This is a genomic window from Streptomyces sp. NPDC020379 (assembly GCF_044387105.1).
Classification (GTDB): Bacteria; Actinomycetota; Actinomycetes; order Streptomycetales; family Streptomycetaceae; genus Streptomyces.
The window spans coordinates 56,229-70,699 of sequence record NZ_JBIRVR010000024.1 but is presented as its reverse complement, the minus strand read 5'-3'; the positions used below and the strand labels follow the sequence as shown (position 1 = coordinate 70,699).

Sequence of the window (14,471 nt, the reverse complement as noted above, 5' to 3'; positions counted from 1 at the left end):
CCGTAAGGGTTAGGAGCATAACGAGGAGCTGACGGTTCCTGATGGTGTGAGATTCAAGCGACTGGTGGGTAGGGCGTGCCGTCGCGGGGTGCGGAGAGATCGGCGTAGGCGCGGGGTGTGACGGGTGTCTCATCCGCCACCCCGTCCGGGTCGGGAAAGCCGCTGTCCGTCAGCACCCAGCCGTGCTCCCGGAAGATCCGCTTGCCCTCGTGGCGTACGGCCTCGTCCGCCCGTGCCCGGTCCACCCAGCTCTCCGGGCCGGGCCCGAGCAGCTCCCGCAGGGCGGGGGAGGAGGTGAGCAGCCGGGTGAGGAGGGCGCGCTGGTCGCCGCCGCCGGGCAGCGGGCGGCCGTCGGCCGTGTCGGTGAGGACGCCGTGCAGGCTGACGTAGAGATACGCCCCGCCGAGGGCCTCGCCCGAGGGCATGAGCATGGGGAAGCGGGCGCCGGGCAGCAGGGCGCGGCGGTAGTTGAACTCGGTGCGGTCCACCTCCCGCAGCTGCGCGGTGTCCAGCCAGCTGATCACCAGCGTGAGTTCGGCGCCCGGCTCGGCGTACGGGGCGGCCGCCACATAGCCGTGCCGGCCGATGTGCCCGGAGCAGCCGACGCCGATGCCGCGCACCCGCACCGGGACCATGGGCACGGTCGTGGGCAGGCCCCGGCGGGCGAGCTTGTGGTGGAGCTGGGCGGGGGAGGCGTTGGAGCCGACCGCGACGACCGGGTGGCGCCGCCCCGCGGTCGCCGAGCCCAGCCCGGTGAGCACGGCGTCGAGCACCGGCTGCCCGGCCGCGCCGGTGGCGACCCGCCACGCGCCCAGCGGCTCGCCGGGCACAGGGGTCAGCGGGGTGAGCGTGTGGCCGCTGAGCAGGGCGGGCGCGGTGACGGGGCGGCCGGGGTAGGTCAGGGGCCGCTCGGCGGGGGCGTGGCCGAGACTGTCGCTTTCCACGGTCCCCTTCCCTCCCCGGCCGGGACCGTCCCGAAACGAGCCGGAAGGCGCCGCTCGCGCCGGTCGAGCGCGGCCCGCCGGGGGGCACCCGGGCGGAGTCCGGGTAAGGCGGCTGGGGGAGTTCCGCGAGACCGCCCGGCCGGGCGCCGGGCGCTAAGCGTCTCGTTCCCGCAGGACCACATACGCCCCCACCAGCGCCGCCACCACCCAGAGCACCATGATCGCGAAGCCGCCCCACGGCCCGTACGGGGCGTCGTCGTCGATCGTGATCACCTGCATGACCTTGCGGCCCGCCTGGTCCGGGAAATACTGCGCGACCTTCTTCGTGGCCGGGACCGCGCCCAGGATGTTGGAGATGAGGAAGAAGAACGGCATGAGAATACCCAGCGAGAGCATCGGGCTGCGCAGCATCGTGGCGATGCCCATGGAGAAGACGGTGATCAGGGTCATATAGAGCCCGCCGCCGATGACGGCGCGCAGGACTCCCGTGTCGCCGATCGACGTCCTGTGCTCGCCCAGCATCGCCTGGCCGAGAAAGAACGCCAGGAAACTCGTGACCATGCCGACGACCAGCGCCAGCAGCGTCGCGACGGTGATCTTGCTGAAGAGAAATGTGCCGCGCTGCGGTACGGCCGCCAGTGAAGTGCGGATCATTCCGGTGCTGTATTCGTTGGTGACGACCAGCACCCCGAAAACGATCAGCGCGAGCTGGCCGAGTCCCATGCCGGCGAAACTCGTGAAGGTCGGATCGAAAGTGATCTTCTCCTTCGCCGACAGTTTGTCGAAGTTGCTTTTGGAAAGAGCGCTGATCAAAATCCCCAGCGCGACCGTCACGACCAGGGCGAGACCGAGCGTCCACACCGTGGAACGAACGGATTTGATCTTTGTCCATTCGGACCGGAGGACCTGGTTCGCCACCGCCGCCATCGCTTCAGGATCCCTTCTTCTGCCAGTCCGCGCCCCAGCCGGCCCCCGGGAGCTGCTGCCCCGGAGCGGCCTCGGGACCCAGGACCGGCGCGCTGTGCGCGTGGTATTCCACCGACTCGGCGGTGAGCCGCATGAACGCCTCCTCCAGCGAGGCCCGCTGAGGACTCAGCTCGTGCAGCACGATCTGGTGCCGGGCCGCGAGCTCACCCAGCCGTGCGCCGTCCGCCCCGTCCACCTCCAGCGAGCCGTCGCCGGCCGCCACGGCGGTGATCCCCGCGCCCGCCAGCACGTCCAGCAGCCGCTCCCGGTCGGGCGAGCGCAGCCGGACGTAGGAGCGGGAGTTCTGCGCGATGAAGTCCGCCATCGAGGTATCCGCGAGCAGTCGTCCCTGGCCGATGACGATGAGGTGCTCGGCGGTCAGGGCCATCTCGCTCATCAGGTGCGAGGAGACGAAGACCGTACGCCCCTGTGCGGCGAGGTTCTTCATCAGATTGCGGATCCAGTGGATGCCCTCGGGGTCGAGGCCGTTGACCGGCTCGTCGAAGAGCAGCACCTGCGGATCGCCCAGCAGCGCGCCCGCGATCCCGAGCCGCTGGCCCATGCCCAGGGAGAAGCCTTTGGAGCGCTTCTTGGCCACCGACGTCAGGCCGACCGTGTCCAGCACCTCCGCCACCCGGGCCCGCGGGATGCCGTTGCTCTGCGCCAGGCACAGCAGGTGGTTGTAGGCGCTGCGGCCGCCGTGCATCGCCTTGGCGTCCAGCAGCGCGCCGACGACCTTCAGCGGATCCCGCAGTCGGCGGTAGTGCTTGCCGTCGAGGTGGACCGAACCGGCGGTGGGCCGGTCCAGGTCGAGCATCATGCGCATCGTGGTGGACTTGCCCGCGCCGTTGGGCCCCAGGAAGCCGGTGACGACCCCGGGCCGTACGGTGCAGGTGAGGCCGTCCACGGCGAGCTTGTCGCCGTAGCGCTTGGTCAGACCCTGGAGCTCGATCATTCCGCCACGTTAAGGGCATACCTCCCACAGCGCCACCGGTGGCCGCCCGTCCGGATGAGCCGGAAAGCGGACGGCGGGGCACCGAGGACACCGACGCCCCGTGTGCCGCCTCCCGGCGGTACACGGGGCGTCGGCGTACGGGGGTCGCTGCGGGGCCGTGCGCCGTGCGCTCAGCGGCTCTGCTGGGCCGGGACGCCGCGCGAGATCGGCTCGTCGTCACCGGGCACGCCGGCCGCGGCCACGGCCGCGCCGGTCAGCGTGGCCAGCATCTCGCGGACGTTGGTCAGCTGGGCGTTGATGCTGTCGCGGCGGTTGGTCAGCGCCGCCAGCTCGCGCTCGGACTCGCTGCGGATGCGGTCCGCCTTGGCGTTGGCGTCGGCCACGATGTCCTCGGCCTGGCGCTGCGCGGTCTCCACGGTCTGACGGGCCCGGCGCTCGGCGTCCGTGCGCAGCTTCTCCGCCTCCAGGCGCAGCTGCTCGGCGCGGTGCTCGATCTCCGCCAGTCGCTTCTCGGCCTTGGCCTGACGGGACGCCAGGTCGCGCTCGGACTGCTCACGGCGCTTGGCCAGGTTGGTCTCGAAGTCCGCGGCGGCCTGGGCGGCCTTGGCGCGGGTCTCCTCGAAGAGGGCGTCGGCCTCCTCGCGCTTGGACTGCGCGTCCTTCTGCGCCTCGGCGCGCAGCGTCGCGGCGTCGCCCTTGGCCTTCTCGACGATGCGGGCGCCCTCGTCCTCCGCCTTCGCCTTGCGGTCGGCGGCGAACGACTCGGCGTCGTTGCGCACCTGCTGAGCGGCGGACTCGGCCAGCTCACGGTGCTGCTCGGCCGCGCGCCGTGCCTCCTCACGCAGATCCTTGGCCTCTTCCTCGGCCAGCCGAAGGATCTTCTCGACCCGCGCACCCAGGCCCGCGTAGGACGGTTCCGCGTCGTTGACCTGGGCCTGAGCATTCTGCGTTTCGAGGTGGAGCTCCTCGATGCGCTTTTCCAGAGAGGTGATTCGCGCCAGTGCGCTGTCACGGTCGGCGACGAGCTTGGTAATGCGGTCGTCCACCTGGCCGCGGTCGTATCCACGCCGCACGAGCTCGAAGCCGAAGGGGGAGGAAGTGTCACTCATGGGGTTCCTGTCATAAGAGACCGGTGAGGTGATAGAGGGAATCCTAGGGGTGCGAGCGGCGTGGCATCGAGTGGACGGTTGGCAGATCTGGAGAATGGCCCCCCGTTTGAGTGGCTACTTCTGGGACTGCTTGCCACCCGATCGAGTTGCACCCGCAACCGCTGCTGCCTTCACCCCGCCCTCTTTGGCGCTTCCCGCCCCCGGGGCTTCAAAAGATTCCAACGCTTCCAACACGTCCTGGACACGGGAAATCTCGGCATTGATGTCCTCGCGCCGGCGGACCAGCGCCTCCAACTCCCGCTTTCCGTCGTCGACCAGGCGCTTGGCCTCCTGCGCACCCTCGGTGCGCAGGCGCTCCGCCTCGCGTACGGCCGCGGCCTTCTTCTCCTCGGCCTCCTTCAGCAGCGCCTGGGACTCCCGCTGGACGGCGGCCTTCTTCTGCTCCGTCTCCTTGAGCAGCCCCTCGGCCTTCTTCACCGCGGCGATACGGACCTTGCTGGCCTCGCTGCTGGCGTCGGAGACCAGCTTCTTGGCCTTCTCCTCGGCCTCCGCGAGCTGTTCGGTCGCCGCGGCCACGAGCTTGTCGCAGCGCTCGCCCGCCGACTGCATCGCCTCGGCCGCCTCCCGGCGCGCCCGGTCGTGCAGTTCCTCGACCTCGCTCTCCACGCGGGTGCGCAGCTCGTCCGCGCGCTCCCTTATGGCGGTCGCGTCCCCGCGGGCCTCGGCCAGCAGCGTGTTGGCGTCCGTACGGGCCTGCTCCACCAGGGCGTTGCCCTCGCCGGTGGCCTCCGTGACGATGCGCTCCGCCTCGCGGCGGGCCACACCGACCATGGTGTCGGCCTGCTCCTCGGCGGCGGCCGCCGTCCGTACGGCCTCCTCCTGCGCCTTGGCGATCAGGGCGTCCGCCTTCTCGGCGGCCTCCGTCAGCTTCTGCGCGCCCGCGTCCCGCGCCGCGTCGATCGTCCGCTCGCCCTCGGCGCGCGCCTCGGCGAGCACCCGCTCGGCCTCCAGGACGGCGTCGGCCTTGAGCTTCGCGGAGTCCGCGCGCGTGCTGTTGGCGTTCTCCTGCGCGGAGCTCAGCGCCTTCGCGGCCTCGGCGGCCATCCGCTCCGCCTCGGCCGTGGCCTGCGCGAGCAGTTCGTCGGCCTGCTCGGCGGCTTCGGTGCGGCGGGCGTTGGCTTCCTCGCGTGCCTCGTCCGTCGTGCGGGCGGCCTCGCGCTGTGCGGTCTCCAGGGCCTGTGCGCCCTCGGCGCGCAGCCGCTCGGCCTCCGCCTCGGCGTCCGCCTTGAGCCGGTCGGCCTGCTCCGCCGCCTCCGCCCGGTGGGCCTCGGCGGCCTCGCGGGCCTCCGCCATGGTGCGGGCGGCCTCGGCGGCGAGCTTCTCCGCCTCGGCCGTGGCCTCGGCGAGCAGCTCGTCGGCCTGCTCGGCGGCCTCCGTGCGGCGGGCGTTGGCCGCCTCGCGCGCCTCGTCCACGATCTTGTCGGCGTCGTCCTGCGCCGAAGAGGTCAGCTCGGCCGCCGCGTTGACGATCCGCTCCGCCTCCGCGTGGCCCTCGGTGCGCATCCGGTTGGCGTCCTCGCGCGCCTCGGCCCGCGCCCGCGCCGCGTCCTGCTCGGCGGAGGCCAGCGCGTCGGACGCGTCCGTACGCATCTGCTGCGCCTTCGCCGACGCGTCGGAGACCATGCGGTCGGCCTCGGCCGTGGCCTTCGCGACCAGCTCCTCCGCGGTCGCCCGCGCCTCCTCCACCGTACGCGTCGCCTCGGCGACCAGCCGCTCCGCCTCCGCGGTGGCCTCCGCGCGGTGGCCGTCGGCCTCCTCGCGCGCCTCCTCCACCGTGCGCTTCGCCTCGGCGACGAGCTTCTCCGCCTCGGCCGTGGCCTCGGCGAGCAGTTCGTCGGCCTGTTCGGCGGCTTCGGTGCGGCGGGCGTTGGCTTCCTCGCGTGCCTCGTCCGTCGTGCGGGCGGCCTCGCGCTGTGCGGTCTCCAGGGCCTGTGCGCCCTCGGCGCGCAGCCGCTCGGCCTCCGCCTCGGCGTCCGCCTTGAGCCGGTCGGCCTGCTCCGCCGCCTCCGCCCGGTGACCGTCGGCCTCCTGCCGCGCCGTCACCACCGCGGCCTCGGCCTCGGTGATCAGCTTCTCCGCCTCGGACATGGCCTCGGCGAGCAGTTCGTCGGCCTGCTCCGCGGCCTCCGAACGGCGGGTGTTGGCGGCCTCGCGCGCCTCGTCCAGCACCCGGGCGGCCTCCGCCTCCAGGCGCTGCCCCTCGGCGATCGCCTCGGAGACCGTGCGCTCCGCGAGCGACTTCGCGGCCTCGGACGCGGCCTGCGCGTCCGCGCGGGTACGGGCGGCGTCCTCGCCGGCCCGCTCCCGCTCGGCGTAGGCGTCGGCGCGGACCCGGTCCGCCTCCTCCTGCGCCTCGGTGACCGTCCGCTCGGCGTTGTGCTCGGCGGCCGAACGCAGCCCGGCGATCTCCTCCTCGGCCTGCTCGTGCAGCCCCGCGACGGAGTCCCGCACCTGCTGGGCGGTCTGCTCCGCGGCCGTCACCAGCTCCGAGGCGCGCTGCTCCGCCTCCTCGACCAGGCGCCGGGCCTCCTCCTGCGCCTCACCGACCCGCTTGCGCGCCGAAGCCAGCAGCTCCTCGCTCTGCTCGCGCGCCGCCTCACGCTCCGCCTGTGCCTCGGTACGGGCGTCGCCCAGCAGCTCCTCCGCCTCACGGCGGCGGCGGGCGGCCTCCTCCTGCGCGGCCGCGAGGGCCTCGGCGGCCTCGGCGGCCGTGCGCTCCGCGGCGGCGTTCGCCTCGGCCCGCATCCGGTCCGCGGCCTCCTGCGCCTCGGACTTCAGCCGCTCCGCCTCCGCGGCGGCCTCGCTCCGCAGCCGCGCGGCGGCGCTCTCGCCCTCGGCGCGGGCGGCCGACGCCTCCTCGGCGGCCTCGGCACGCAGCCGCTCCGCCTCCGTCTCGGCCTGCGCCTGGAGCGCGCGCCGCGCCTCCGCGGCCTCCGTACGGCTCCGCTCCGTCTCCTCCGCGGCCTCGCGGCGCAGCCGCTCCGCCTCCGCGCGCGCCTCGCGCAGCGCCTCCTCGGCGGACGCCACGCGCGTCTCCGCCTCGGAGTGCAGCCGCGCCAGCTCCTCGGCGGCCTCCGCGCGCCGCGCCTCCGCGGCCCGCTCGGCCTCCTCGCGCAGCTGCTTGGCGGCCTCGGCGGCCTCCGTGCGGGTGCGCTCCGCGTGGTCCTCGGCCTCCTCGGCCATCTCCTCGGCCTCGGCGCGGGCCCGCTCCAGCGCCTCCTCGGCCTGCTTGCGCAGGCTCGCCGCGCGCTCGGCGGCCTCGGTGCGCACGCGCTCGCTCTCGGCGCTCGCCCCGGCGCGGGTCTCCTCCGCGTCGGCCTTCGCCTTCGCGAGCAGCTCCTCGGCGGTGCTGGCCGCCTCCTCGATCTGCTGGAGCGCCTGCCGCCGGGCCTCGCCACGCAGCCGCTCGCCCTCGGCGACCGCCTCGGAGCGCAGCTGCTCGGCCTCGCCGCGCAGCCGCCGTGCCTCCTCCTGGAGCTCGACGGTCTTGGCGCGGTACTCCTTGGTGTCGTCCTTCGCCGCGCCCTTGAGCTGCTCCGCGGTGTCCGCGGCCTGCTCGCGCAGCCGCTCGGCCTCGGCCTCCGCCTCGCGGCGGATCCGCTCGGCCTCCGCCGCCGCGGCCTTGGTGGTGGCCTGGGCGTCCTCGGACGCCTTGGTCAGCACCTCCTCGGCCGTCCGCGCCGCCTTCGCGAGCTGCGCCGCGGAGTCCTCCGCGGCGGCGCTGCGGGCGTTCTCCGCGGCCTCGGCCAGCAGGCGCTCGGCCTTGGCCCTGGCGTCGTCGCGCAGCTGCTCGGCCTCGGCCCGCAGGGCCTCGGCCTCCTTCGTGGCCTCGCCGACGAGGCGGGCGATCTCGGCCTTCGCCGTACGGGAGCGCTGCTCGTGCTCGGACTCCGCCGACGTCAGCTTCCGGGTGGCCGAGTCGTGCGCCTCGGTGAGGACCTTCTCCGCCTCGGCCCGCGCCTCGCGCAGCGCCGCGTCGGCCTCCGCGAGACGGGCCTCCGCCGTGCGCGTCAGCTCGGCCGCGGCCGCGCGCGCCTGGTCGGACTCCGCGCTGGTCGCCGTGCGCAGCCGCTCGGCGTGGTCGGTGGCCTCCTGCGCCTGCGCGGACGCGGCGGCCAGCAGCCGCTCGGCGTCGGCGCGGGCACGGCGCAGCAGCGCCTCGGCCTCGGCACGGGCCTCGTCCGCGGCGGCGCTGAGCCGGCCACGGGCCTGCTCGGTGAGCCGCTGGGCCTCCGCGCGGGCCGTCGCGAGGGACTGCTCGGCCTCCGCCCGGGACTCCTCCATCAGGCGCCGGGCCTGGGACTCCGTGCGGGCGCGCAGCTGCTCGGCCCACGCGACGTTCTCGTTGACGTGTGATTCGACGGTCTGGCGGCGCTCGTTGAGCTCCTCGTCCAGGCGCTGGCGGCGGGCGACGGCCTCCGCGTGCAGCTCGGCCTCCATCCGGGCCTGCCGCTCGGCCTGCTCCTGGAGCAGGCGCTGCGTCTGGGCACGCGCCTCGCGGAGCTCGCGCTCCGCGTCGGTCCGCAGCTGTTCCGCCTGAATCTGGGCATTACGGAGCAACTGCTCCGCCTGGTAACCCATATCGGCGGTGTCGTATGCCGGACGGTGGGCGAGATTGCGGCGCGCCTCGTGCAGCTTGGCGCGCAGCACCTCGACCTGATAGCCGAGGTCGTCGGCGTGCTGGACCGCCTTCTCCCGCTCCTTCTTCAGCCGCTCCATCTCGGCTTCGAATTGCGAGAGGTGGTCGTCAGCCTCGTAGCGGTCGTTGCCCCGCACTGCGCGGTCCCATCCGTCCCCTGGTCGCGTTGGCGGCCGGCCCCGTCCCGCATAAACCGGAGGAACCCGGAGCCTGCCCTTCCGAAGAAATGGTGTCAGATCATCGGTACAGCCCGGCCCGGGGCCCCACCCCGTACCCCCGGCCGAACCTGCACTCTACCGGCCGGGGGAGGTGCGGGTCAGTGCTCCTGGTCCGCGGGGGGTGCCGAGGTGACCAGTTCGGTCAGTACGCCATGGCAGTCCTTGGGGTGCAGAAAGGTGATGCGGGAGCCCATGGAACCCGTCCGCGGCTGCTCATAGAGGACGCGTACGCCCTTGCCGCCGATCTCGGCAGCGTCGGTGTCGACATCCGGCGTACCGAACGCGATGTGGTGAACGCCCTCGCCGTTCTTGGCCAGCCACTTGCCGACCGCCGAATCCGGCCGGGTGGGCTCCAGCAGCTGGATGTAGGAGGCCCCGCCGTCGTCCGTCCCGTTGATCCGGAGCATGGCCTCGCGCACCCCCTGCTCCTCGTTGACCTCGGTGTGGAACACCTCGAAGCCGTACGTGGCACGGTAGAACTCGACGGTCGTGTCGAGGTCCGCACAAGCGATCCCGATGTGGTCGATACGCGTCAGCATGGAACCAGTGCACCGCTCGCCGCCGCGGTTACGCAACGTGCGCGCGATCACACCCGCGGCCCGGTGACCCGGCGCCTACCGCTCAGTACATTGACGGGAACCATCGTTAACCTCTCCGCCTCGAAGGGGCCGCGCCTCATGACTGGTACGAACGGTTCGACCGGCACCACATCCGTGATCGTCGCGGGCGCCCGTACGCCCATGGGCAGGCTGCTCGGCTCCCTGCGCTCCTTCTCCGCGGCCGACCTCGGCGGGCTCGCCATCAAGGCCGCCCTCGACCGGGCCGGCATCGGCGGCGACCAGGTGCAGTACGTGATCATGGGGCAGGTGCTCCAGGCCGGCGCGGGCCAGATCCCGGCCCGCCAGGCGGCCGTCAAGGGTGGCATCCCCATGAGCGTGCCCGCCCTCACGGTCAACAAGGTCTGCCTCTCCGGCCTCGACGCCATCGCGCTGGCCGACCAGCTCATCCGCGCCGGTGAGTTCGACATCGTCGTGGCCGGCGGCCAGGAGTCGATGACCAACGCCCCGCACCTGCTGCCCAAGTCGCGCGAGGGCTATAAGTACGGCGCCATCGAGATGCTCGACTCGATGCACCACGACGGCCTCTCGGACGCCTACGAGGGCATCGCCATGGGCGAGTCCACCGAGAAGCACAACACCCGCCTCGGCATCGGCCGCGCCGAGCAGGACGAGATCGGCGCCCGCTCCCACCAGCGCGCCGCCGCCGCCCAGAAGAACGGCCTCTTCGAGGCGGAGATCACCCCCGTGGAGATCCCGCAGCGCAAGGGCGACCCCGTCCTCTTCAGCAAGGACGAGGGCGTGCGCGCCGACACCACCGTCGAGGTCCTCGGCAAGCTCCGCCCCTCCTTCGCCAAGGACGGCACGATCACCCCCGGCACCTCCTCGCAGATCTCCGACGGCGCCGCCGCCGTGGTCGTGATGAGCAAGGCCAAGGCCGAGGAGCTGGGCCTGCACTGGATCGCCGAGATCGGCGCCCACGGCAATGTGGCCGGCCCCGACAACTCCCTCCACTCGCAGCCCTCCAACGCCATCCGGCACGCGCTGCGCAAGGAGGGCCTGACCGTCGACGACCTCGACCTGATCGAGATCAACGAGGCATTCGCCGCCGTTCTGGTGCAGTCGATCAAGGATCTGGGCGTTTCCCCCGAAAAGGTGAACGTCAACGGTGGGGCCATCGCGCTGGGCCACCCCATCGGCATGTCCGGCGCCCGCACGGTCCTCCACCTCGCCCTGGAGCTCAAGCGGCGCGGCGGCGGGGTCGGCGCGGCCGCGCTGTGCGGCGGCGGCGGTCAGGGCGACGCCCTGATCATCCGCGTCCCCGGCAACTGACGCCCGCCGGCGGAGCGGCAGCCCCCGGGCGCATCCGGAACGCCGGACGCCTTCACCACGCCGGTACACCTTCGGACACGTCGGGAACTTCGGAACGTCGGAACGGAGCAGACATGGTGGACGTCCCCACGCTGGTCGAACAGGCCAGGGAAGGCCGGCCGCGCGCCGTCGCCCGGCTGATCTCCCTGGTGGAGGGGGCGTCCCCGCAGCTGCGCGAGGTGATGGCGGCCCTGGCCCCCCTGACCGGCGGGGCCTATGTCGTCGGCCTCACCGGCTCGCCCGGCGTCGGCAAGTCGACCTCCACCTCGGCCCTGGTCAGCGCCTACCGCAAGGCCGGGAAGCGGGTCGGCGTGCTCGCCGTCGACCCCTCCTCGCCCTTCTCCGGCGGCGCCCTGCTCGGCGACCGCGTGCGGATGTCCGACCACGCCTCCGACCCCGGCGTCTACATCCGCTCCATGGCCACCCGTGGCCACCTCGGCGGCCTCGCCTGGGCCGCCCCCCAGGCCATCCGCGTCCTCGACGCGGCCGGCTGCGAGGTGATCCTCGTGGAGACCGTCGGCGTCGGGCAGTCCGAGGTCGAGATCGCCTCCCAGGCCGACACCAGCGTGGTGCTGCTCGCCCCCGGCATGGGTGACGGTATCCAGGCGGCCAAGGCCGGGATCCTGGAGATCGGCGACGTCTACGTCGTCAACAAGGCCGACCGCGACGGCGCCGACGCCACCGCCCGCGAGCTCAATCACATGCTCGGCCTCGGCGCGGCCCGCGGGCCCGGCGACTGGCGCCCGCCCATCGTCAAGACCGTCGCCGCCCGCGGCCAGGGCACCGACGAGCTCGTCGAGGCCCTGGAGAAGCACCGCGCCTGGATGGAGGAGCGCGGCGTCCTCGCCGAGCGCCGCGCCGCCCGCGCCGCCCGCGAGGTCGAGACCATCGCCGTGACCGCCCTCCGCGAGCGCATCGGCGACCTCCACGGCGACCGCCGCCTGGACGCCCTGGCGGAGCGCATCGTGCACGGCGACCTGGACCCCTACGCGGCCGCGGACGAACTGGTCGCGGGCCTCACCGAGGGCTGAGGCGCGGGGCCGCCGACACGGCCCCGGCGCCGGGGCCGCGTCCTGCGTGACGCCTGTGACAGGATGCTGCTATGTCTTCCAACGTCTTCTTCGATATCACCATTGACGGCGAGGCCGCCGGCCGTATCGTCTTCAAGCTGTACGACGACGTCGTCCCCAAGACGGCGACGAACTTCCGCGAGCTGGCCACCGGCCAGCACGGCTTCGGCTACGAGGGTTCGAGCTTCCACCGGGTCATCCCGGACTTCATGCTCCAGGGCGGCGACTTCACCGCCGGCAACGGCACCGGCGGCAAGAGCATCTACGGCGAGAAGTTCGCGGACGAGAACTTCAAGCTGAAGCACGACCGCCCGGGTCTGCTCTCCATGGCGAACGCCGGCAAGAACACCAACGGCTCGCAGTTCTTCATCACCACCGTGGTCACCCCGTGGCTGGACGGCAAGCACGTCGTCTTCGGCGAGGTCGTCGAGGGCATGGACCTGGTCAAGAAGATCGAGGGCCTGGGCACGCACTCGGGCGCGACCCGCGCGAAGATCACCATCGCGAAGTCCGGGGTCGTGGCGTAACGACGCCCCGCCTCGGAGAAAAGCCGAAGGCCGGCCGGTACGGGAACTCCGTACCGGCCGGCCTTCGGCTTTCGCTCGCTCGCCCGGCGCTTACCCCTGCGCCTGCTGGAGCTCCTTCTCGCGCTGGACGCGGGCGACCCGGCCGCGGACCAGGAACCAGCCGCCGACCAGCGCCGCCGCGATCACCGGCAGGCACAGGACCGTCGTACGGCTCGGGCCCGGGTCGGACGCCATGATGCCGAGGACACCGGCGAGGAAGAGCAGCGTGATGATCTGCGTGTACGGCGCCCACGGCAGGCGGTAGCCGGGGCGGGTGACGCGGCCGTCCTTGGAGCGGTGCCAGAACAGCAGCGAGCAGAGCATGATCATGCCCCAGGTGCCGATGATGCCGATCGCCGCGAAGTTCAGGACAATCTCGAACGCGTCCTTCGGGACGACGAAGTTGAGCGCGACGCCCAGCACACAGAAGAAGGCGGTCAGCAGGATGCCGCCGTACGGCACCTGGCCCTTGTTCATGCGGCTGGTGAACTTCGGCGCGGAGCCGGACATCGCCATCGAGCGCAGGATGCGGCCGGTGGAGTAGAGGCCCGAGTTGAGGCTGGAGAGGGCCGCGGTGAGCACGACGAGGTTCATCACGCCGGCCGCGTACGGCACGCCGATCTTGGACAGGACGGTGACGAAGGGGCTCTCGTCGCCGGTGAACGCCTTGTACGGCAGCAGCAGCGCGAGCAGGATCACCGAGCCGACGTAGAAGATGCCGACGCGCCACATGATCGAGTTGATCGCCTTCGGCATGATCTTCTCGGGGTTCTTGGTCTCGCCCGCCGCGACACCGCACAGCTCGACCGAGGCATAGGCGAAGACGACGCCCTGGATGACCATCAGCATCGGCATCACACCGGTCGGGAAGACGCCGCCGTGGTCGAGGATGTTGCCCAGGCCCGGGGTGTGGCCGCCCACGTCGTGCTGGGAGGCCAGCAGGAAGACGCCGATGACCAGGAAGGTGATCAGTGCGGCGACCTTGATGATCGCGAACCAGAACTCCATCTCGCCGAAGTACTTCACCGAGATCAGGTTCACGGTGAGCACGACCGCGAGGGCCATCAGGGCGATCACCCACTGCGGCAGGCTGCTGAACATCCCCCAGTAGTGGGTGTACGTGGCGACCGCGGTGATGTCGGCGATGCCGGTGGTGGCCCAGTTGAGGAAGTAGAGCCAGCCGGCCGTGTACGCGCCCTTCTCGCCCATGAACTCGCGGGCGTAGCTGACGAACGCGCCGGAGGACGGGCGGTAGAGGACGAGCTCACCGAGGGCCCGGACGACGAAGAAGGCGAAGACGCCGCACACCGCGTAGGCGATGAAGAGCGAGGGGCCGGCGCTGTTGAGGCGGCCGCCCGCGCCGAGGAAGAGGCCGGTGCCGATCGCTCCACCGATGGCGATCATGTTGACGTGCCGGGACTTGAGGTCCTTGCTGTAGCCCGCGTCACCGGCGTCGACGTGCGGGGACGCCGGTGACGTGACGGCCGTGCCGGGCCGGGAGTCGCCCGCGGTGAGCGTGCGGTCACTCATAGAGGTATCGCCATTCTTGGGGGGAGCGGGGCCGGCCCTTGTCTCTGTTTCCCGTGGTTGCTGCCGCTGTGGGGGAGCGGGATTCCGGCATGGCCGGGGCATCGGTCCGAGCAGGGCCTTGGCTGATGGTGTGAGGTGGGCGCTCCGGACGTCAAGAGTTTGTGAAGATTTGTTTTTTGGCCGTACCCGAGGTAAGGGCTTGGGCGGGTCAGGGGTGGTCGGCCGGTGGGCCGCTTACATGTTTTATGGGGTCGCGGCGGTAATTCCGGGGGTGCCGGGTGTGTGGATTCCCTTGCGGGGTAAGGGAGTTCGCGGCCCTGTGGGGGTGCGGGTCGCGTCCGGGATTCGCCGAAGGGGCGGATCACCGGCGGGAATGTGGAGAAGAACACGCGCTCGCGCCGGGAATGTGTCCCATATCGCTCGGGGGTGGAAATGGAAAAGGGCTTCCATCTTTCTTTAGATGTATGGGGCTATGCATCTTTGATC

Annotated in this window: 10 protein-coding genes; 3 read left to right on the top strand and 7 right to left on the bottom strand. The window is 72.2% G+C overall.

Translation table 11 applies throughout. The features are described 5' to 3' along the window. Positions 1 to 53: 53 nt before the first annotated feature. The 6 genes from ACH427_RS26705 to mce all read right to left on the bottom strand — a co-directional run bounded on the left by ACH427_RS26705 (position 54) and on the right by mce (position 9,430). Positions 54 to 944 (bottom strand): hypothetical protein, encoded by an 891-nt coding sequence (locus tag ACH427_RS26705; RefSeq protein ID WP_398873330.1) that lies wholly within the window; start codon positions 942 to 944, stop codon positions 54 to 56. A 153-nt stretch (positions 945 to 1,097) separates the two neighbouring features. After that, on the bottom strand, positions 1,098 to 1,871 hold the full coding sequence (locus ACH427_RS26700; protein WP_398873328.1) for an ABC transporter permease: 774 nt from the start codon (positions 1,869 to 1,871) through the stop codon (positions 1,098 to 1,100). A gap of 4 nt (positions 1,872 to 1,875) precedes the next feature. Next, entirely contained in the window at positions 1,876 to 2,865 is a 990-nt protein-coding gene (locus tag ACH427_RS26695) for an ABC transporter ATP-binding protein (RefSeq protein WP_398873326.1), read from the bottom strand. Positions 2,866 to 3,035: 170 nt separating this feature from the next. Beyond that, the gene (locus ACH427_RS26690) at positions 3,036 to 3,974 is read right to left on the bottom strand and encodes a cellulose-binding protein (protein WP_087926230.1); all 939 of its coding nucleotides are present in this window, start codon (positions 3,972 to 3,974) and stop codon (positions 3,036 to 3,038) included. Between the two features lie 114 nt (positions 3,975 to 4,088). Continuing rightward, positions 4,089 to 8,810, bottom strand: coding sequence for a polarized growth protein Scy (gene scy, locus ACH427_RS26685; protein WP_398873324.1), 4,722 nt, complete (start codon positions 8,808 to 8,810; stop codon positions 4,089 to 4,091). Positions 8,811 to 8,989: 179 nt separating this feature from the next. Continuing rightward, on the bottom strand, positions 8,990 to 9,430 hold the full coding sequence (gene mce, locus ACH427_RS26680) for a methylmalonyl-CoA epimerase (protein ID WP_398873322.1): 441 nt from the start codon (positions 9,428 to 9,430) through the stop codon (positions 8,990 to 8,992). Between the two features lie 174 nt (positions 9,431 to 9,604). Between mce and ACH427_RS26675 the strand changes: the two genes are divergently transcribed. The 3 genes from ACH427_RS26675 to ACH427_RS26665 all read left to right on the top strand — a co-directional run bounded on the left by ACH427_RS26675 (position 9,605) and on the right by ACH427_RS26665 (position 12,416). Further along, entirely contained in the window at positions 9,605 to 10,780 is a 1,176-nt protein-coding gene (locus ACH427_RS26675; RefSeq protein WP_398873398.1) for an acetyl-CoA C-acetyltransferase, read from the top strand. A gap of 113 nt (positions 10,781 to 10,893) precedes the next feature. Next, positions 10,894 to 11,850 (top strand): methylmalonyl Co-A mutase-associated GTPase MeaB, encoded by a 957-nt coding sequence (gene meaB / locus ACH427_RS26670; protein WP_398873320.1) that lies wholly within the window; start codon positions 10,894 to 10,896, stop codon positions 11,848 to 11,850. Positions 11,851 to 11,921: 71 nt separating this feature from the next. Beyond that, the gene (locus ACH427_RS26665) at positions 11,922 to 12,416 is read left to right on the top strand and encodes a peptidylprolyl isomerase (RefSeq protein WP_398873318.1); all 495 of its coding nucleotides are present in this window, start codon (positions 11,922 to 11,924) and stop codon (positions 12,414 to 12,416) included. 90 nt (positions 12,417 to 12,506) lie between these two features. Here ACH427_RS26665 and ACH427_RS26660 read toward each other — a convergent pair whose 3' ends face one another. Next, positions 12,507 to 13,985 (bottom strand): amino acid permease, encoded by a 1,479-nt coding sequence (locus tag ACH427_RS26660; protein ID WP_398873316.1) that lies wholly within the window; start codon positions 13,983 to 13,985, stop codon positions 12,507 to 12,509. Between the last annotated feature and the right edge of the window lie 486 nt (positions 13,986 to 14,471).

Bases quoted from the DNA above. Each gene is read 5' to 3' on its own strand.
- ACH427_RS26690 (WP_087926230.1), bottom strand. From the start codon at position 3,974: ATGAGTGACACTTCCTCCCCCTTCGGCTTCGAGCTCGTGCGGCGTGGA.
- mce (WP_398873322.1), bottom strand. From the start codon at position 9,430: ATGCTGACGCGTATCGACCACATCGGGATCGCTTGTGCGGACCTCGAC.
- ACH427_RS26660 (WP_398873316.1), bottom strand. From the start codon at position 13,985: ATGAGTGACCGCACGCTCACCGCGGGCGACTCCCGGCCCGGCACGGCC.
- meaB (WP_398873320.1), top strand. From the start codon at position 10,894: ATGGTGGACGTCCCCACGCTGGTCGAACAGGCCAGGGAAGGCCGGCCG.
- ACH427_RS26695 (WP_398873326.1), bottom strand. From the start codon at position 2,865: ATGATCGAGCTCCAGGGTCTGACCAAGCGCTACGGCGACAAGCTCGCC.
- ACH427_RS26665 (WP_398873318.1), top strand. From the start codon at position 11,922: ATGTCTTCCAACGTCTTCTTCGATATCACCATTGACGGCGAGGCCGCC.
- ACH427_RS26700 (WP_398873328.1), bottom strand. From the start codon at position 1,871: ATGGCGGCGGTGGCGAACCAGGTCCTCCGGTCCGAATGGACAAAGATC.